We start from the raw sequence: 19,895 nt of genomic DNA on the forward strand, positions 1-19,895 counted from the left end.
TTTACTCCCCCTGTTCCTGATAGCCCTGCACAAACTTTGGAATATGTACGCGGATCGTCGTTCCCGCTCCCTTGCGGCTGATAATTTCCACTTGGCCGCCAAGCTTTTCCGCACGCTCGCGCATCGTGGTGAGCCCGTAGGACCCCTGCTTGTGCTGCACATGCTCAAAGCCCTGACCGTCATCGCTGATGCTCAGTACGACCTGCCTCGGCACTTCGCGCAACGACAGGCTGACCACCCTTGCTCCTGCATGTTTGACGATATTGGCCATCGACTCCTGAATAATCAGGAACAGCTGATGCTCGATCGCTTCCGACAATTCGCCCTGCAGTTCAAGCTCCTTCACGCCTTTGAGCCCATTCTGGCGGCAATAGTCCGGAAACCATTTCTCCAGCGCCTCAAACAGATTACGGCCTTCCAGTTCCACCGGACGCAGCTGCGCAATCAGCGCTCTCATCTGCTTTTGCGCCATTTGGGACATCGTAATTAACTGGTTCATCACTATCTGGCCCTGCTCTTCATTGCGTTCCAGAACTTTAGGCAGCGAAGAAGCGGACATATGAATCGCAAAAAGCTGCTGGCTCACCGTATCATGCAGATCCCGGGCCATTCGCCTCCGCTCTTCCAGTACCGCGCTCTCCGCCGCCTTTTCTTTTTCAATCACTTCCTGTTCCCCGAGCCGCTGCAGCAATTGCATCTTGTTCTCCACGGTGTCCATCATAATGTTAAATTCATGGTAGACACGCGCAAAGGACTGATCATCACTCTCAGGCATCCGTACAGACAGATTGCCTTTGGCCACCTGCAGCATGTTCAGATCCAGATGATCGATCCGGCGCTGAATCCGCTGTCCCGCCACATAGCCGATAACCACGGTGAACAGTACAATCCCAACACACAGGTACACCCACATACGGTAATCTACAACTTCGATATAGCCCAAGCATGTTCCGGCATACACAAGTCCGGCAGCCAAACCTCCGCTGAGCAGGAAATAAACAAGCAGCATCCATTTGGTATTGCTAAAGATCGTCCCCATCCTTAACCTACCGTTTTGACTTTAATGTCGCCGATGAAAGCACTCACGTTAATACGGACCTTTTTGCCTGCTTCCTTGTAATAAGGTGTCTTGCACTGCACATTGCTCATAAACCCGCTGCGCGACTGCTCCAGTACCTGCATGTCACCGATAAAGGAACTGCTGGTCACAGATACCCCAAGATTCATATCATCCGGAATATACACTTTGATGTCGCCGACAAACGCGGAAATATTAATCTTCGTCTCCCCGTAAGGAATTTGCGCATTGGTCAGGTCCAGCACCGTGTCACCGATAAATTGCGAAACGTTGGTATGCTTCAATTGAAAATGCTCACGTCCCATATGGACATCTCCGATAAAAGCAGACCGGTTCGTCGTTTCCTTATGATCCTCTGTCTGGTGAAACTCCCCATGCCACTCGCCGTGTCTGCGGGCATGCCGGTCCTGGCGCTCCTGCCGTCTGCGTTCATGACGTTCACGGTTCTCCTGCCAGCGCGATTCCGCAGCCGATTGAAAACGGCCATCCTTAGGGTCAATCTCTTCTTCATTAGTGTCTTTATTTAAATATTCATTCCAGTCACGCTCTCCGGCAGGTTTGCCGAACTTCTGCTCAAACTGCTCATCCAGCGTCGATTCCAGCGGCTTTGGAGGCGGGGCATCCGGTGAACCCTGGCCCGGCGGGTAGAAGCTTGGCGGCGCTGGCGGTGCTGGCGGAACGGGAGGTACCGGTGGTGTAGCATTGCGCGGCTTGAAGATCACAAACAGTCCTCCGCCGATCAGCATGACGGGTATCAGCAATTTAAAGAAGTCGCCTGCTGAAACATCGAACCAGTCCAAGTTGCGCCCCAGAAAAAAGACCCCGAGCGCCAGAAAGAAAAATCCGCCAAGCGCTGATGAAAATTTAGATTGATGGTCGTCGGTGGATAGTAAACGCTGCACACCCATATAAATGAGAATAACCGGCCAGTAGTCAGAAATTAGTGATCCTATGCTGAAATCGGTATAACCCATCTGCCTCAGCAGGAACACTGCGCCGAGTCCAATCAGGATCAGACCGCCAAGTACCTGGCTGGTGAACCTTCTTTTCATAATCCATTTCCCCTTTAGTTGTTATAGCAATCATGTGATCCGTTTCTTATAGCCTTAGTCTACAGGAATACTGGTGCGGGGAACAGCGGCGCGAGAAGTAAATAAGCCTCAGTCTCTGGACGGAGTCCATTGGTATTAATAGTAAGAAATTTCATGGATTATTTCAATGGCTACTCTTTAAAGCCGCAAAAAAAGCTGCCCCTCAGCTCAATATGAGCGTGATCGGGACAGCCTGTTTCATGGCTTTTAGATGTAACCCAGAGTCCATCACCGCATTACTGCTGCGGTTTTTGGGCCGGTTTGGACAACGTGTTGTTGCTTTGCTTTGTTGCGCCGTCATTCTCGACAGCAAACTCAGCATTGTATTTTTCATTCGGTGTTTTGTAGTTTTCTTGTACCTTTGGTTTTTTAGCCACGGAATTCACCTCCCTTTTCGGAAGAGGCAAGTGTTTTGCCCCAGTCCGTATTATGGGAAGTGAAGGGCTGTATTATGCATACCCAAGTGAAAAAGAATTCAAACTTCCTAACATCCGTAATTGCGTTTAAACGATTTCCTCCAGCAGGTCTTGCGGAACGGTCTTGTATGTCTGGATCGCCCGGCTGAGACTCTTCAGCATGCTCTCCGTGCATTTCCCGTTACCGCGTTTGATGAGCTGGACCACAACTGTTTTTTTGCCCCACTCCTTATACACCTGCTTGGTAGTGGAAAAATATAAGTCAATCTTCCGTCCTTTAATCGCCGATCCGGTATCTGCAACAACAGCGTAGCCATAACCCGGAATATAAAGGATGCTGCCCAGCGGCAGAACCTTCGGGTCCGCTGCGATGGTGGAGACGGCATTTTTGTCCCTGCGTACCTTGACACCTGAATACGTGATCCCGTATTGCGGATGCTTTGAGGTTTTGCCTGTAGACTCAAATCCGGCCGTATAGCCGGTTGCCATGACCTTTAGCGAAGTGATGATCTGCTCCGGCGCCGGTGCGGCTACAGGCACGGTGGCCGGCAGCTTAGAAGCAGCATTGGTCTTCTTGCGGCTCTCCGTTCCTTCCGCTGGCTGAGGCGCCTGTGTTGCGGCAGGGCGCGTTGATCTTGAGGCGCCGCCGAGTGAGGATGCTCCGCTGGAGATCGTCTCCTGGGAATGCAGGATCACGCGGCCGGTAGCCAGCACCTCTGACGGCTTGGTATTGCGAACACTTGTAAAAACAGCTGAATCCTTTGTATTTTGAGAAGCCTCTGACTCCGTTGTACGGACGTTTAGCGGATTGGCAGTGTCTCCCGTCCCGCTCGCCTCAACCGACTTGCGTCCATAATCCGGATAAATATCCGCAGCAGCCAGCATAAGCACGATGGTAACGAATAGACACCAAAACCTCTGACATAAGCCCATTTTGTTCATTTGTTAAACCTCCCCCTATTAGCGAAGGTTTCCCGTTTCACAAAATTTTATACATGAAGCACCAGGTTCCGGCTTCATGGGGCCTATGACAGAGGTTCATATCAGGTGACTAAATTACACGCTCGGCGATCTCTTTGGCAAGGGACTCAATAACTTCCTGCAGCGGCTGGGCGCCGATATCGCCTTCTCCGCGCTTGCGGATGGAGACGGATCCCGCGTTCATCTCGTTCTCTCCCACGACGAACATATAAGGAAGTTTTTCCAGCTGGGCTTCACGGATCTTATAGCCCATCTTCTCGTTGCGCAGATCCACTTCAGCCCGGATGCCGCTCTTCAGCAGCTTCGCTTCCACTTCTTTGGCATATTCGTCAAAAGCAGAGGATACCGGAATAATCTTCACCTGCTGCGGGGAAAGCCACAGCGGCAGCGAACCGGCAAAATTCTCCAGAAGGAACGCTACGAAACGCTCCATGGTGCCGAGAATTCCGCGGTGAAGCACGACCGGACGATGTTTCTGACCATCATCGCCTACATATTCAAGCTCAAAGCGCTCCGGCAGCAGGAAGTCGATTTGCACAGTGGACAATGTTTCTTCCTTACCCAGAACTGTTTTGATCTGAACGTCCAGCTTCGGACCGTAGAAGGCGGCTTCGCCCTCTGCTTCGAAGAACGGCAGGCCCGCTTCTTCAACAACCTCGCGCAGCATCCGCTGAGCAGTCTCCCACATTTCATCGTTAGGGAAATATTTCTCGGTATCCTTAGGATCACGGTAGGACAACCGGAACCGGTAATCAGAAATCCCGAAATCGCTGTACACCTGCTTGATCAGCTCTAGCACGCGTGTGAACTCGCTCTTGATCTGGTCCAGGCGGCAGAAAATATGGGAGTCATTCAAGGTCATGGAGCGTACACGGTGCAGACCGGTCAATGCGCCGGACATTTCGTAACGGTGCTGAATGCCAAGCTCGGCAATACGGATCGGCAGATCACGGTAGCTGTGCATCGAGCTCTTATAGATCATCATGTGATGCGGGCAGTTCATCGGACGAAGCACAAATTCTTCGTTGTCAATTGTCATCTTAGGGAACATATCTTCCTGATAATGCTCCCAGTGGCCGGAAGTTTTGTAGAGTTCTACGTTGCCCAGCACCGGAGTGTACACATGCTGATAGCCAAGGCTTGCTTCCAGATCCACAATATAACGTTCCAGAATGCTGCGCAGCTTAGCGCCCTTCGGCAGCCAGATCGGCAGACCTTGTCCAACCAGCTGGTTAAATGTAAAGATCTCCAGCTCCTTGCCCAGCTTCCGGTGGTCACGTTTCTTAGCTTCCTCCAGAAGATGCAGATGCTCGTCCAGCTGTGCTTTCTTAAGCCAGGCTGTGCCGTATACGCGCTGAAGCATTTTGTTCTTGCTGTCGCCGCGCCAATAAGCACCGGCCACATTCATCAGCTTGAACACTTTGATCTTGGCAGTAGACGGCAGATGCGGGCCGCGGCACAGGTCAAAGAATTCGCCCTGCTCATAAATAGTAATCACGCTATCCTCAGGCAGCGCTTCGATCAGCTCCAGCTTGTAAGGATCGCCCAGCTCGCCAAAGCGATCCAGCGCTTCCTTGCGGCTAACTTCTTTGCGTACAATCGGCAGATTCTCGGAAACGATGCGATCCATTTCCTTCTCGATCTTCAGCAGATCCTCAGGATTCAGCGGATGCTCCAGATCCATATCATAATAGAAGCCATCCTCAATTACCGGACCTACTCCCAGCTTGACTTCCTTTGTGCCGAATAGACGTCTGACCGCCTGGGCCATCAAGTGGGCTGTACTGTGGCGCATAACTTCAAGGCCTTCCGGCGAATCCAGCGTTACAATTTCCACCAGCGCGTCTTCCTGCAGTGGAGTCGACAAATCTACGACAATCCCGTTCATTTTGCCCGCTGCGGCATTCTTGCGGAGTCCGCTGCTAATGGAGGCGGCCACATCATCGATGCTGCTGCCATCGGCGTATTCCCGGACCGAGCCGTCCGGTAGCTTGATACTTACTGACATTGTTATTCCTCCTAAAAGTTTTGTTAGCATTTACTTCTTGAGTTTTCTTCGTGCAAAACTACTTCGAGCCTATTTCGGAACGGAATGATCCACGCACACAAAAAACACCCGTCCCGCAAAGGGACGAGTGATTGCACCCGTGGTTCCACCCAAATTCGATTCCTCCCGGCTAACTACCTTAAATTAAAAGCAGCCATTTATGGGATTACATCCTTCGTCAGCATGGGAATAACGGCCATGAACCGGCGGTTCTTACTGTCCCGCAGCGGCTGGCTTTAACAAGCAGCATTCGGGAGTTCATAACCGCAGCTACAAAGGGGTAAATCGGAAGCCGGATACCGGAGGAACTTGCAGCCTTGTTTCCTCTCTCTGAAGCGGTCCTGAGCTAACGGTCCATGTCTTTGTCGGAGCTGATAACGTGAATTATGGAGTAATTATAAATCTGTCCTCACCTTCCGTCAAGCCTGCAGCCTGCCCGAAATTCCGCAAGCTGAATTATTCTTCCCGGCGTTTACTTCCCGGCAAGCGGCCCGAACGCTTCAAAGACTCACGCAGCAGGTACTCAATATGTCCGTTTACGCTGCGGAATTCCTCTGCCGCCCAGCGTTCCAGTGCCTCATGGAGCTCAGGATCGATCCGCAGCGGAAAGCTTTTTTTGGCCGCCATGATGAACCGCCTCTAGTACAACGAGCCGGCGTTAATGACCGGACTCGCTCCGCGCTCCGACACAATCGCTACCATCAGATTGTTGATCATCGCCGCTTTGCGCTCTTCATCAAGCTCAACGACTCCGCTCTCTTTAAGCTGGCGGATGGCCAAATCCACCATTCCAACTGCGCCTTCCACTATAATCTGGCGGGCAGACAGTATAGCGGATGCCTGTTGGCGCTGGAGCATCGTGCTGGCAATCTCCGTAGAATAGGCCAGATGAGTCAGCCGGGCTTCAATGACCTCTACACCGGATAAGGACAATCTCTCCTGCAATTCGGTTGCCAGCTCCTTGGCAATTTCATCCGCATTGGCACGCAGTGACATTCCTGATTCGTTGAAATTGTCATAGGGATACTTGCTTGCTACATGCCGCAGAGCCGTCTCACTCTGGATTTCCACAAAAGCCATATATTTATCTACATCAAACAACGCCTTGGCCGAATTGATCACTTTAAACACAATGACAGCGGCAATCTCGATCGGATTGCCTTCCACATCATTCACCTTCAGCTTGACGCTGTTGAAGTTGCGTACACGAAGCGATACCGTCTTGCGAATGCTGAACGGGATAACCGCCCATAAACCGCTGCTTGAAATGGTTCCGACATATTGTCCGAAGAAGGTCACTACCACTGACTTGTTAGGCTGAACTACTGTAATACTCGTACACAGCACAGCAGCTAGAGCGAACAGGATGAGCGATACTGCCACATACTCCTGAGACGCACCGTAAATACCTCCGCCTAAGCAAATGACAATTAAAGCGATAACCCAAAAACCGCTGACCGGGCGCAGTGTTTTCTCTTTCATAAAGATACCTCCATAAGATATGTATTTGATATGATTATGATATCACTTTTGGTTGTATATGTAAATCCCTTTCTCGCCTACTTTTTTTATCCCCCAAAAATATCACTGCGTTATTGCTCATATTTTCCTATACTACTAATCTATATAGAATGAACTTAAAAACTATACAAAAGGGCAAGTAGCGGAGGGTAATTTTGGAACTGTAGGAGCGATAGCGACCGCCTGAAAGCTTTCCATAGGAAAGCTCGCTTCGGAAGCATAACCAGTCACCTGATTTCCACCGCATATAGCGGGTTAAATCAAGAAATTCTTACGACAACAGCGGCCGGAAGTCCAAATATTCACCGTAGCTACGTCCTCGCCTAATGGGAAAATCTTAAATTCAATCTATCTAGCAAAGCTAATGTGATACACAAAAATCAAACGAGGAAGTGGAAAACATGAGTGTTAAAGAACAGGTATTGGATATTATCAAAGCTTCGCCGAACCCGCTTAGCGCAGGTGAAGTGGAAAAGCTGTCGGGACTGGAACGCAAAGCCATTGACAAAGCCTTCACCGAGCTGAAGAAAGAAAATGCGATTGTTTCCCCCATCCGCTGCAAGTGGGAAGCTGCAGCGAAGTAATCCCTGAGCAGCCGCAGCGGTCAGCGGGCTGCAGAGATCAACTTTCTGCCGGATATCCTCTTAATGAACAATGGAAGGCCCATGCACATAACCGCATGGGCCTTTTTTACAAAGAAAATAAACATACTTGGCACAAGTGGAAACGACTTCGCCGTCCTCAAAAGGACGGTATCCGTTTCAGCGAGAAATAGAAGGATAATTTATAACGTGAAGCATATAGATTCTATATTTTAAAAAAAGATGTTCCGCTGCTCTCTAAGAGAGCCGGCGGAACATCCGGGTAAAAGCTGAAATTAAGATGCTTTATTCTCCAGCATGCGGTAGATGATCACCGCTGCCTGAGCACGGTTCGCATTAGATTTCGGTGCAAACTTGGCGTCATCCATCCCATTCAGAATTCCAAGCTCTGTCAGCTGTGCAACAGCTTCCTGGGCATAGGAGGCAATGGAGGACTTATCGGCGAACTTTGCCAAAACCGCAGTCTTGTCTACGGAAGGCAGCTGCTCTTTAAGCGCACCCGCAATCATAATCGCCATTTCCTGGCGGGTAATTACACGTCCCGGCTCAAAGCGGTTATCTCCGGAGCCTTTTACAAGACCGGCATTCACCGCAATGGAGATCGGCTCAGAATACCAGGTTCCTTGCTTAACATCCTTGAACGTTGCACTTCCTGGCGTGCTAAGGTTCAGTGAACGAACAAGCATGGTTACAAATTCTGCTCTGGTTACCGTTTTCGCCGGAGCAAAAGTATTGCCGTCCAGGCCTTTGACAATGCCTTTGGCGGCCAAAGCACTGATCGCTTCCTGTGCCCAGGCTACCTTGCCCAGATCCTTAAATACAGGAACCGCTGTTGCACTCGGCACCGGCGTTGCGCTAGGCGCTGAGGTTCCTGCCGGCGCAGGTGTTGCGCTAGGCGACGGGCTTGCTGATGTGGTTGGAGAAGGTTTTGGTGTTGCTGTCGGTAATGTACCGCCTCCTCCTGTACTAGGAGCCGTAAGATTATTGACGATACGTCCTTCAAGCGCCGCAGTAATGGCACCGCCCTTGAATGTCTTCACAACGTAGTCATAGAACACGTCGAGGTCAATAGGTCCCGGCAAAGTTGCGCTTGCCTTCGTCAATACGCTGTAATTGTCACCGCCTGCAGCCATGAAATTGTTGACTACTGCCGTATAGCTCTGAGTCATGCTGATCGCGGTTCCGTCAGCCTTGGTAAGGTTGGCCACACGGTCAGCAACCGGCAGGTACATGTTGGCCGTATATTTCAGACCGGAAATCTGCAGTGTTTTTGTATCTACCGTTCCATCGGCTTTAACGTTCCACTGCTGCTGAAGCAACGTTTTGATTTGTTCGCCGGTCAGGGTCAGCTTCACCAGCGTGTTGCCGAACGGCTGGATTTTGGCCAAATCGCCAAATGCCACATTTCCCTTTGGAAGGTCAGCGCGGATGCCGCCCGGATTCATAAAGGCGAAATCAGCAGTCCCTTTGCCGTCACCGAAATTGGCTTGGCGCATCGCATCGGCAATCAGGTTGCCGAGATTGGATTCCTTAGTGTAGGCATCGTTGCGGTTAATCGTTCCGTCTGTAGTGCCTACAGGCTGAGTCAGCTCCGGATGAAGCGCCAGATACTTATTCACCAGTGCCTCAGTCTCGGCATCAGGTGTGATATTTTCCTGGAATGTGGTCGTAACTACCGCCGTTTTGCTCTTCACATCACGGGTAGTAGGATCAATGACAAGCTTGATGTCTTCAAAAGCGGTGCCGTAAGAGTAAGCCTGAACAACCAGCTTGCCGTTCACAACCCCATTGGCCAGCGCATGGTTATCTCCGGCTACGATAACGTCTACCGGCGAGTTGGCCGGAAGCGCGTTGGCCAGATCGGCAGCTTCGCCTGTGGTCACATCATTTTTAGTTGTAGCGGGATCATGGGCAAGTACAATGATCGTTTCCACGCCTTTTTGCTGCAATTCCTTGGCGTATTTCTCAATCGCCGCAACTTCTTCCTCAGCGGACAGGAATTTCACGCCAGCCGTTCCGGCAGGGGATACTTTGCTTGGCGTCGCTTTGGTAACCACGCCGATAAAGCCGATTTGGATACCGCCAACTTCCTTAATAACGTAAGGCGTGATGATCGGTTCTCCGGTTTTGCTGTCAACTGCATTAGCATTGATGTAATCAAAATCCGAACCCGCATGATTAACTTTGCTGTTAACCGGGTCCACACCGCCGAAAATTTGTGTTTTCAGTGCCGCAACACCCTGATCGAACTCATGGTTGCCCAAGGTTCCCACATCAAATTTCATCAGGTTCATCCATTCGTGGGTCGGCTCGTCGCGTTCAAGCGAGGATACCGGTGCAGATGCACCCACGGAGTCACCGTTATGGAACAGCAGGGAATTCGGATATTTCGCGCGTGCCTCTTTCAAATAGGTGGCGAGCACAGCTGCAGTACCTGCCTTTTTATCGCCCACCATAGAAGTTGTATCCAATTGACCGTGGAAGTCATTGATTCCGAGAAGGTGAACCTCGACATCCCCGGTAGGCGAAGGAGTGGTTTCCTTCAATTTCAAATTGTAGATTTCAAAATCACGTCCGTCACGCTCACCGGTATCCGTAATGTTCCCGGTCATCACTGCTGCTGCAGCTGGAGAAGAGGTAAAGGTAACGTTGACATTCCCCTTGATCGGAGCAATCGACCAGTTGTTGTCAGCAGTTGGATCAATTGTACCGGCAGTGGTAATGTAATCCATCAGCACCTGGCGGTTCTCTTCCTGGGAATTCAGAATCATGACTGAGTCCTTCACACCTGGGAAGTTGCCGCCGCCGCTGGCACGGTAGTTGTTCGTTACAACGACGAATTCCTGATTCATATCCAGCGGCTGATCGTTGTAGGTCACTTCCGTCACCCGGCTGGAAGTTGCGTCATTGATAGACCCGTCCGGCTTGTACTTTGCGTTCTTGGTCACATCAATTTGGTATTTAATTCCGTCAATTACATCGAAATTATATACGGCAAAAGAAGGATTAAGCAAAGACTGCGGCGTCGAAATGCCCGTTTTGATACGGTTGAAGGCACCGGCGCTCATTTCAAGCCATTCTTTGACTGTGCTGCCTTTGACCAGAATCGCCTTCAGCGTATTGTCATAGAGATAGAGGTCGCTGGCGCTGCGGATCGTCAAATCGCCTTTATCAATTTTGGTGTATTCGTCAGGGCCATTTCGTCCCGCTTTGAAAGGCGCCCCGACACTGAGAATTGGCAGATCCTTGTATTCCGGTGCGCTGGTGGCGATGTAATTCTCCACGTACCATTTTTGCGCATATGTTACGATCTGTACTGTCGGATCATCCTGTACCATAGCGAAGTAACTGTTCATCGGAGCCGTAGTTTCGCCCAGCTTCTGGCCGGTGTACGCGATTGTAGCTTCATGGTCGGCAGCAACGGCCGCATCCACTTCGGCATCCGGAGCAACATTTGCGATGTTCACTTTGTTTTCTGTGCGGTAGATCGAACGTGTGGAGGATTCCGAGTTGGCTTTATCCACCTTCCAGCCGCTGTCTCCGTCTTTGACAACCGAGAGATCGATGATGCCCAGGTATGCACCGCCGTAGCCGGCTTGTACAGCAGGAACATTATTGATGTGTCCCTTTGCATTGTCGATGACCGCTTTTTCGTTGTTGTACGGCAGCTTGGTCACGGGATCTTTAAAAGAAGCATCCAGCAGGGTATCATTCCCGTTGGTCGGGAATACCTTGTGGCTGTGGGAGAAGGTAATGGCATCGATACCCGGCACTTTGCTCAGCGCATTGACGTCATTTTCGGAAAGATCACCCTTCACGGCAGATGCATCAAATCCGGTATGTGCCATCGCCACGATTACATCTGCGCCCGCTTGCTCCATTTGGGGAACAAACTTCTCTGCGGTTTCGGCAATATCCTTGGTGATATATTTGCCTTCCAAATTCACTTTGTCCCATTCCATAATTTGCGGTGTTACCAGTCCAAGGAGTCCCACCTTGATCGTCTGCGTCTGGCCGCTGCTGTCAGTAACTGTCTTAGGAATGATGATATAAGGCTTATAGGCATTGACGTCATCTGCAGGATCCGCATTATGGTCGTCAATATAAATGTTTGCATTCACATATTTAAAATCAGCATTCGTAGCTTCGCTATCTTCCTTACTTCCATTAACTACCCGATCCAAATACTCCAACCCGTAGTTGAATTCATGGTTGCCGAAGGTCGCTGCGTCATAGCCCATCACGTTCATGGCTGCGATCAGCGGATGAATTTTGCCCGCCTTTGTCATAATGTCCGATTTGGTTGCCATATAAGTGCCAAGCGGAGTGCCTTGAATCAAATCACCGTTGTCGAGCAAAAGATTGTTCGGGTTCTCTTGTCTGGCCGTTTTGACCAATGTTGCTGTGCGGTCCAGACCTACCGTCAAGGATTTATTATTCTTGAAGTAGTCCCAGCCATAGACATTTGTATGCACGTCCGTTGTACTCATGAGCCGCAGTTTAACTGTGGCCGAAGAGTCTGCTGCAGCACCTGCGGCTTCAACCTTTTCCGCTCCCAAAACTGAACCTGCAAACATCCCTCCCAACACTTGCGCACCAAGAACCGTTGCCGCCAGTATTGAAGCGATAGGCTTGTTCCATCTTGTTACTTTCATAAGTTAATAATCCTCCCACTTTGTCTCTTTATACCGACCGCAAAAAGTGTATCATGACAAAGTTAAGGAATCTGTCGAAGTTTATCAAATCTAATAAATAGTTTTGTAAAACTTGAAATATTAGTAGATTCGACATAGCCGCTGGTTAGTTATCACCACGCAGGCACACAGCAAAAAGCACCCGCCCGTGAATTGCCATGTACACGGACAGGTGCTCTAACGCATTGTTATGAAGGTTTATTAAACTTAGAATATCAGCAGAGCTTCCTAGTTCTGCATCACAAAATCATTGTCGATCTTCGCATTGGCATCCTCGAACGTCCGCAGAATATCATAGCGTGTGTTGCGCTGCGCCGGGATCTTGCCCGCCTCACGGATAAGCTGGGTGATCGACTCGATGTTGACCTTGTAGGTCGCACCCGCCGAGGAAACCACGTTCTCTTCAATCATTGTACTGCCGAAATCATTGCAGCCGTATTGCAGGGACAACTTGCCAACCTCAGGACCCATCGTTACCCAGGAGGATTGGAAGTTCTTGATATTATCCAGCACAAGCCGGCTGATGGCTACCGTCTTCAGGTATTCCTCCGGCGTCTGTCTGTCCAGCTTCAGGTTGGTGTTGTCCGGCTGGAATGTCCAGGAAATGAAGGCCAGGAACCCTTCGGAGTCATATTTATTGGCGATACACTCATCTTGAGCTTCACGCACACGCAGCAAATGAAGCGCGCGCTCTTCCATACTCTCTCCCAGGCCAATAACCATCGTTGCGGTCGTGTTCATGCCGATTTTATGTGCGGTCTGCATGACATCCATCCATTCGCGCCAGGAGCCTTTCAGCCGGCTGATCTTGCGGCGGGTACGGTCGTCAAGAATTTCCGCTCCACCGCCTGGCAGCGAATCTAGTCCTGCGGCATGAATCTCCCGCACTACCTCTTCCAGAGAAAGGCCGGACACTTCCTTCATCTTCATAATCTCCGCCGGGGAGAAGGAATGCATCGTAATTTCCGGGAAACGCTGCTTAATGCCACGCAGCAAATCCGTATAGTAGCTGAACGGCAGATTCGGATTCGTGCCGCCCTGCATGAGAATTTCCGTGCCGTTTACGGCTATGGTTTCGGCAATTTTTTGATAGATGGTCTCATCCGGAAGCACATAGCCCTCCTCGGATCCGGGTCTGCGGTAAAATGCGCAGAAACGGCAGTATACATCACACACATTAGTGTAGTTAATATTGCGGCCGATCACGAATGTGGCCAGCGGGTCCGGGTGCCAGCGTTTCATAATAATATCTGCGGCAGCGCCCATTTTCTCAATTTCGTTGCTCTCGAACAACCGGATAGTGTCCTCCAATTGAAGACGTTCGCCCTTCAGCGTCTTATCCAGAATAAGATCTATCGCACTCATCGTTCGCAGCCTCCTCTTAAGCCCATTTAGTATGATGGATGAATTAAATTTGTATAACATTTGAATAAGCTCGTTTCTTCATCGTATCACAATCCGGGCGGCTTGAGAAACTTTTTGCGTACACGCGATTCCTCAGCCGAGGCAAAATCCTCCCTCAAAGTAGGGCATGGACTTCGCAGCTTCATCTGGAAGTTTGCTGGGGGCTGGGGCTCCTAAGGTGTTCAATCTCTAAATCCGCCATTTAGCGGGCATACGGTGAATTCAAACGCACTTTTACCGCTCATGCCGCTGCATTGCCCACATACGCCAAATTCAGATGCACTTTTACCGCTCATTCCACATTTTTTTACATTATTTACTTCTGCATACAATAAAACAGCAGCGCCATAAAGCGGCGCTGCTGCCTGTATCCTTTATCATTTGCCTGCGAGAACCTGGTCCAGATCAGTGATAGGGTCTTCGAACGACTCGCTTTCCGGTCGATTTCCCCGCCGAAATGAAGCAGTTGGACAGCGGATTTTAACGATTTTTCATTCTCGCTCATCCCTGTTGTTTCCCTTAATTCGCAGCTTCCTCAAGCTCGATCCGCGCTGCTTCCAGCGCCTGGCCGAGATCGCTCTTCAGATCATTCACATGCTCTATTCCGACGGAGAAGCGCAGTAGGCGGTCATCCACGCCTACGGCATCGCGAATTTCGACCGGAATGTCGGCATGGGTCTGCACCGCCGGATAGGTCATCAGCGACTCGACACCGCCCAGGCTTTCGGCGAAGGCGATCAGGCGGATATGGCGGAGCAGCGGCTCCACATATCTGGCGTCTTTTACCTTGAAGGAGAAGATCCCGGTGTTGCCGGAGGACTGGCGGTTCTGAATCTCGTAGCCCGGGTGATCAGGCAACCCCGGATGGAATACCTCTGCAATAGCCGGGTGCTCCAGCAGATAATGAGCCAATTCCAGCGCATTGCTCTCATGCCGCTCCATACGCAGGGCCAGCGTCTTCATGCCTTTCATCAGCTGGTAGCTGTCATTTGGTGCAAGCACTGCACCCAGAGAGTTATGCAGAATGGCCATTTCTGCCGACAGCTCGGTGCCCTTGGTAACGATAAGACCCGCAAGGACATCGTTATGGCCACCCAGATATTTGGTGGCACTGTGGACAATAATATCCGCGCCGAGCTCCAGCGGACGCTGGAAGAACGGGGTAAGCAGCGTATTGTCTACGATTGTGAGCAGCCCATGGCGGCGGGCCCACGTACACACGGCTGATACATCCGTAATCATCATCAGCGGATTGGTCGGGGTTTCAATAAATACAGCCTTCGTATTCGGAAGGCGTGCCGCTTCCAGCGCATCAAGATCGTTTGTATCCACATAGGAGGCGGTGATCCCGTACTTGGACAGAATCCGCTCCAGCAGCCGGTATGTGCCCCCGTACAGATCCAGCGAGACCACCAGATGGTCACCATGCCCGAACAGCGCAAACACTGTGGTCAGCGCAGCCATCCCGGAGCTGCAGGCAAAACCGGCGTCCCCGGATTCCAGCTCCGCAGCCGCCTCTTCCAGCACGGAGCGGGTTGGGCTTTTGGTGCGGCTGTAGTCAAAACCTGTGCTTTGTCCGAGTCTAGGGTGGCGGAATGCCGTTGCATTATAAATCGGATAATTTACTGCCCCTGTACCGGGATCTTCCTGTGAACCAATTTGCGCCAGTCTGCTTTCAATCCTAAGTTTCTCGTCCATCTGTAAGCCTCCTAAATGTGGTGTAATCATTTCTATATGGTGTGATGTGGTGTAATCATTTCTATATGGTGTGAAGCAGCCAACGTCTTCTCTTTTAAATAATCGGACCAATATCGTAAGGGGTCTCCTGGTATACATAGTAATTGAGCCAATTGGCAAACAATAAGTTGGCATGGGCCCGCCAGACGGCCGGCGGTGTGCGCTGCGGATCATCCTTAGGATAGTAATGCTTCGGCAGTGCGACATCCATCCCCTTGGCTGCATCCCGGTCATACTCCCATTTGAGGGAAAAAGGATCATATTCAGAATGACCGGTAACGAAAACCTGTCTGCCGTCATGTGTCGCTACCAGATAAATTCCGGCTTCCTCCGATTCGGCCAGAATCTGCAGATCCGGATTAGCGAGGATATCCTCACGGGAAATGTCTGTATGGCGGGAATGTGGAACATGGAACACTTCGTCAAATCCGCGCAGCAGCTTGACGTTATTATGGCTCAGGGTGTGCGGGAAAACTCCGAAGCATTTCTCATCCAAGCTAACCTTGCGCACTCCAAAGTGGTGATACAATCCTGCCTGGGCAGCCCAACAGATATGCATGGTCGAAGTAACGTTGTGTTTGCTCCATTCGAAGATTTCTTTCAGCTCTTCCCAGTAGTTCACATCCTCGAACTCCATCTGTTCTACCGGGGCGCCGGTAACAATTAATCCATCCAGACGGCGGTGGCTGATTTCGTCAAAGGTTTTATAAAAGCTCTTCAAGTGCTCTGCCGAAGTATTCTTGGAGGTATGGGAGCTGGGATGCAGCAGAATCACATCAACCTGAAGCGGCGAGTTTCCGATTAGGCGCAGCAGCTGTGTTTCCGTCGTTTCCTTAGTCGGCATTAAATTCAGAATAGCGATTCTCAAGGGGCGGATGTCCTGGTGGAAGGCCTGGCTTTCATCCATTACAAAGATATTCTCCCCGGATAATACCTCTTTGGCCGGCAAGCTGTCGGGAATTTTAATTGGCATTGTTGTGTCCACTCCTTAACTGAATTTGAGTGCCGCTAATACGGCTTGTGTTTAAAATACAACCAAAAAAGACCTTTCTCGGGCGAGAAAGGTCATAGATTTGCAGTCATATGCGCCTCTCTCATCTGCCAGAGAACTTCTGCCGGGATTCAAATATCCCCTGCAAAGCTTCCGCAAGAATTAGCACCGTGCGTTCACACGCCGGTTGCCGGGTTTCATCGGGCTAGTCCCTCCACCTGCTCTTGATAAGATTTAGCTGTATTCAGTTAGAAAAATCTAAAATGTCAAACGTTGTTTTTCTTAAAATTCACTTTAAATCATGAACCTCCTTTTCGTCAAGTCCATACAATGCTAAAGAGCCCCTGAAAGTGAAAAGAATTTTGCTTGAAAGAGGCATACCCCGGCGTTATACTAGACAAGTGTTTCATACCATAAATGACGAAAAGAAGAGGTGAGAGAAGAATGGAAGGCGACCCGGGTGCGCAGTTAAGCGTGCAAAGTGAGCTACCACACAGGATTAACATCAGCTTGCCGGCGGCGGGAGCAGTTCTTCTTCATGCTCTCGAAACGTCATTTGGCCTGATTCATTGATTGTACCACCGGCCAAGCTGATCTTTTTCTCTGTGCTTTAATTAGCATATCCCTGGAGAAGACCGGGGACAGAAGGAGTGAATCAGATGAAAATCCGGCTGGTGAACGCAGGGGTTTTTACAACTATTGAGGATATTGAAGAAACACTGACAGCCCCTACAGAGGGCTTCTACTGGATTGATGCGGATGTTGAGGATTTGGAGCTGCTTCAGCCCCTATACAATCTGCATGACCTGGCCGTTGAGGATTGCCTCAGCGAAGAGGAGCAGCGCCCGAAGATTGAAATTTATGAAAGCCATTATTTTATAGTTGTCAACAGTATCCGTTTTGATGACGAGGAGATTTTCCTCCGTGCACTGAACGTGTTTCTCGGCAGACATTACATTATTACCGTCACCAAACAAAAGATCCATGAGCTGCGTGTGCTGAAACCCATCCTGTGGGAGCAGGAGGTCAGCGAGCCGGACCGCTTCCTGTACCATCTGATCGACACTGTCGTGGATAACTATTTCTCCGTCGGCGACCGGATTGAAGTGCGGATTGAGAAGCTGGAAGAGGATATTCTTATGCATACCAAGAAATCGCATCTTAGCGAGATTATCGGTCTGCGCAGCGAAATTCTCTGGCTGAAGAAGATGCTTGGGCCGCAGAAAGAGGTTATCAACACCCTAAATAAAAAAGACCTCCGCCTGATTGATGACCAGCTGCAGAAGTATTTTAGCGACATTTATGAAAATGCGGTCAAAATCTCTGAAACCTTCGAGACCTACCGCGATCTTATGGGCAACTTGCGCGAGGCGTACCAATCGAGTATTGCCAACCGTGCCAACGAAATTATGAGAGTATTTACAGCCATTACAACGATATTCATGCCGCTGACCGTAATTACCGGGATCTACGGGATGAACTTTGACAATATTCCCGAGACCCATTCAGAGTACGGCTACTATGGCGTTATTGCCGTTATGGTGACGCTCGGCTGCGGGATGCTGTTTGTTTTCCGCAAAAAGGATTGGCTATGAACAACAACGGACGAATACGCTAGGCGAAGGCACCGGTACCGCAAGGGAATGGAAGCCTTCGTCTTTTTGTTCAAAAGAAGCTGAATAGCATCTATTCTAATCTTCGTTAAGCATTGCCCATTGCTGAAATATTTTTAGTATCTCTTCTAAATTGTTCACTCCTCCTCTTCCCTGGAAAATATTATCGCTTACCTTGCCGTATACCCAGTCGACATCCGACCTGTCAATATTCAGCAGTTCAAAACCTTTATCCTCCAGTTCGGTTCCCCCCAGAAAAATGTCAACAGACCACCCGGGATTATCAAGTGTCGTGATGCTGACAACCCGGCTGTGTTCCCAATCTCCGTCACATTGCCGTGAATACCACACTTCAAGCCATTGTAAAACATTCATGTATACAGCTCCAATCCAGAATATGTTCAGCGGCAATCCGCAAATCCCCTTTGATCATCTGCCTAAAGGTTAATGTTCATTACCCTGTTTGCATATTTTGTAATACAAATCGAAAAAAAACCTAAGCGGAACTCTCTCCTGCAAGGGGAAAATCCCGCTTAGCTACAATTCTTTCGCTTAGGCAACTCCATTTCGCCCCGGCATCGAAAGCCTTATTCTAAAACCCCGTAGCCATCTCCACTCCGCTCTCCGTACCGCGCCGGAAACGGATCCGGATCAGCCGCAGCCGTTCATAATACATATCCAGCCCTTCGGCAGGTGAAAATTCCTCTCCGTACGTTTTATACAGCACAGGCTTCAGGAAGGAATCCCCCAACAGTTCATAAGCGGTCCATATACTGTCCTGCTCGTTTGGTGAAATTCCCTGTAGTTCCAGCTCAATCAGCTTCTCCACGGAATATCCGTCCTTCTCCAGTTCTTCTACCGCTTCGAGCACTTCACGGCGGCTAACCCCGCTCGTCGTTTTGAGCTGGTCCATTCCCAGGCCGTTTTCAATCCCCTGGAGCACTATGCGCCGCAGCCGCAACCGTTCCAGCTGTTTCTTGTACTTAAGCTCTTTCTGCTTATAAAGCCATGAGCTGAAAGCTTCCTCTTCAACAGCCTCGTTGACCCAGCTCAGCGGATAACTGTGATCACGCGAAGCTCCCGAAGTGATGTTCAGCCATTCGGCCCCGTATTGCGAAGCCTTTCCCTCGCCGACCCCCGGGATTTGCAGCAGTTCCTCCGGCGTGCGGGGAAGAAATGCGCTGAGCATCCGCAGCAGACGGTTGCTGGCCAGAATATAAGGCGCTTTGCGCTCACTGGATGCCCTGCCCCTGCGCCAGGCGCAGAGCTCCTCATAGATGGCTTCGTTAGCGTGCTGTTCGCTGTAATGCTGCAGCTTGAGCTGCTCCTGATTACGGCTGTTCAGACCCTCTTCTTCATGGAATACGCCGTCGATTAACGGACGGTAGCCGTCCCCCATCTTTACCGCCAGCTCATGCCTGTATACACATAACATCTCATTCCATGAGCCGCCCTCATACCAAATATTGTCGCTCAGCTCCTCGGCTCCGGAAAAATCGCGCCAGCCCACACTCCAACTGCCTTCTTCCTCGCCAATCCATAGCTGGGCAAACGCTTCCTGGTCCGCCCCTGACATTCTCGACAACCGGTTCATAAATACGATCTGCATCCCGATCCCTACCTTCCTCGTCTTACAGCAAGCATGATCGCGTCAACGCCGGAGCTTCCAATCTATAGAGCACGACTGCTATATAGACCCCTTGAACGCACAAAAAGCACC

General features: G+C 50.3%; 16 protein-coding genes and 1 riboswitch. Of the genes, 2 read left to right on the forward strand and 14 right to left on the reverse strand.

Features of this window, described 5'->3' with window-relative positions:
• Position 1 precedes the first annotated feature (1 nt).
• The 7 genes from ACAN56_RS24390 to ACAN56_RS24420 form a co-directional block, all read right to left on the reverse strand.
• Positions 2-1,039: a HAMP domain-containing sensor histidine kinase gene (locus ACAN56_RS24390; RefSeq protein WP_038588372.1), complete on the reverse strand. Its 1,038-nt coding sequence runs from the start codon at positions 1,037-1,039 to the stop codon at positions 2-4.
• A gap of 2 nt (positions 1,040-1,041) precedes the next feature.
• The gene (gene liaF / locus ACAN56_RS24395) at positions 1,042-2,130 is read right to left on the reverse strand and encodes a cell wall-active antibiotics response protein LiaF (protein ID WP_379146063.1); all 1,089 of its coding nucleotides are present in this window, start codon (positions 2,128-2,130) and stop codon (positions 1,042-1,044) included.
• 275 nt (positions 2,131-2,405) lie between these two features.
• On the reverse strand, positions 2,406-2,546 hold the full coding sequence (locus ACAN56_RS24400) for a hypothetical protein (protein ID WP_179091822.1): 141 nt from the start codon (positions 2,544-2,546) through the stop codon (positions 2,406-2,408).
• Between the two features lie 126 nt (positions 2,547-2,672).
• Positions 2,673-3,281, reverse strand: coding sequence for a 3D domain-containing protein (locus ACAN56_RS24405; protein ID WP_379146126.1), 609 nt, complete (start codon positions 3,279-3,281; stop codon positions 2,673-2,675).
• A 355-nt stretch (positions 3,282-3,636) separates the two neighbouring features.
• Entirely contained in the window at positions 3,637-5,574 is a 1,938-nt protein-coding gene (gene thrS / locus ACAN56_RS24410; RefSeq protein WP_342439104.1) for a threonine--tRNA ligase, read from the reverse strand.
• 495 nt (positions 5,575-6,069) lie between these two features.
• Positions 6,070-6,240, reverse strand: coding sequence for a type II toxin-antitoxin system antitoxin (locus tag ACAN56_RS24415; RefSeq protein WP_038588362.1), 171 nt, complete (start codon positions 6,238-6,240; stop codon positions 6,070-6,072).
• Between the two features lie 12 nt (positions 6,241-6,252).
• Positions 6,253-7,095 (reverse strand): SPFH domain-containing protein, encoded by an 843-nt coding sequence (locus ACAN56_RS24420; protein WP_379146064.1) that lies wholly within the window; start codon positions 7,093-7,095, stop codon positions 6,253-6,255.
• Between the two features lie 440 nt (positions 7,096-7,535).
• Between ACAN56_RS24420 and ACAN56_RS24425 the strand changes: the two genes are divergently transcribed.
• Complete coding sequence (locus ACAN56_RS24425; RefSeq protein ID WP_038588359.1) at positions 7,536-7,718, forward strand: hypothetical protein; 183 nt, start codon at positions 7,536-7,538, stop codon at positions 7,716-7,718.
• A gap of 293 nt (positions 7,719-8,011) precedes the next feature.
• Here the strand turns inward: ACAN56_RS24425 and ACAN56_RS24430 are convergent, their stop codons facing one another.
• From ACAN56_RS24430 to metA, 5 genes are all read right to left on the reverse strand, one after another.
• Positions 8,012-12,391, reverse strand: coding sequence for a bifunctional 2',3'-cyclic-nucleotide 2'-phosphodiesterase/3'-nucleotidase (locus ACAN56_RS24430; RefSeq protein WP_379146066.1), 4,380 nt, complete (start codon positions 12,389-12,391; stop codon positions 8,012-8,014).
• A 267-nt stretch (positions 12,392-12,658) separates the two neighbouring features.
• A complete protein-coding gene (mqnC, locus tag ACAN56_RS24435; RefSeq protein ID WP_038588354.1) occupies positions 12,659-13,795 on the reverse strand; it encodes a cyclic dehypoxanthinyl futalosine synthase in 1,137 nt (378 codons plus the stop codon).
• Positions 13,796-14,150: 355 nt separating this feature from the next.
• The gene (locus ACAN56_RS24440; RefSeq protein WP_379146068.1) at positions 14,151-14,339 is read right to left on the reverse strand and encodes a hypothetical protein; all 189 of its coding nucleotides are present in this window, start codon (positions 14,337-14,339) and stop codon (positions 14,151-14,153) included.
• Between the two features lie 14 nt (positions 14,340-14,353).
• Positions 14,354-15,532 carry an aminotransferase class I/II-fold pyridoxal phosphate-dependent enzyme gene (locus ACAN56_RS24445; RefSeq protein WP_038588349.1) on the reverse strand — a complete coding sequence of 393 codons (1,179 nt, stop codon included), beginning with the start codon at positions 15,530-15,532 and terminating at the stop codon, positions 14,354-14,356.
• Between the two features lie 94 nt (positions 15,533-15,626).
• Positions 15,627-16,544, reverse strand: coding sequence for a homoserine O-acetyltransferase MetA (gene metA, locus ACAN56_RS24450; RefSeq protein ID WP_379146071.1), 918 nt, complete (start codon positions 16,542-16,544; stop codon positions 15,627-15,629).
• Positions 16,545-16,662: 118 nt separating this feature from the next.
• Positions 16,663-16,796, reverse strand: a riboswitch (SAM riboswitch).
• A gap of 425 nt (positions 16,797-17,221) precedes the next feature.
• Here metA and corA point away from each other — a divergent pair.
• The gene (corA, locus tag ACAN56_RS24455) at positions 17,222-18,157 is read left to right on the forward strand and encodes a magnesium/cobalt transporter CorA (protein ID WP_038588344.1); all 936 of its coding nucleotides are present in this window, start codon (positions 17,222-17,224) and stop codon (positions 18,155-18,157) included.
• Between the two features lie 96 nt (positions 18,158-18,253).
• On the opposite strand, the gene ACAN56_RS24460 is transcribed toward corA, so the two are convergent.
• The gene (locus ACAN56_RS24460) at positions 18,254-18,550 is read right to left on the reverse strand and encodes an immunity 53 family protein (protein ID WP_379146073.1); all 297 of its coding nucleotides are present in this window, start codon (positions 18,548-18,550) and stop codon (positions 18,254-18,256) included.
• A gap of 217 nt (positions 18,551-18,767) precedes the next feature.
• Entirely contained in the window at positions 18,768-19,784 is a 1,017-nt protein-coding gene (locus ACAN56_RS24465) for an HRDC domain-containing protein (RefSeq protein WP_038588341.1), read from the reverse strand.
• Positions 19,785-19,895 lie beyond the last annotated feature (111 nt).

This window comes from Paenibacillus paludis (assembly GCF_042610515.1).
Classification (GTDB): domain Bacteria; phylum Bacillota; class Bacilli; order Paenibacillales; family Paenibacillaceae; genus Paenibacillus_AQ.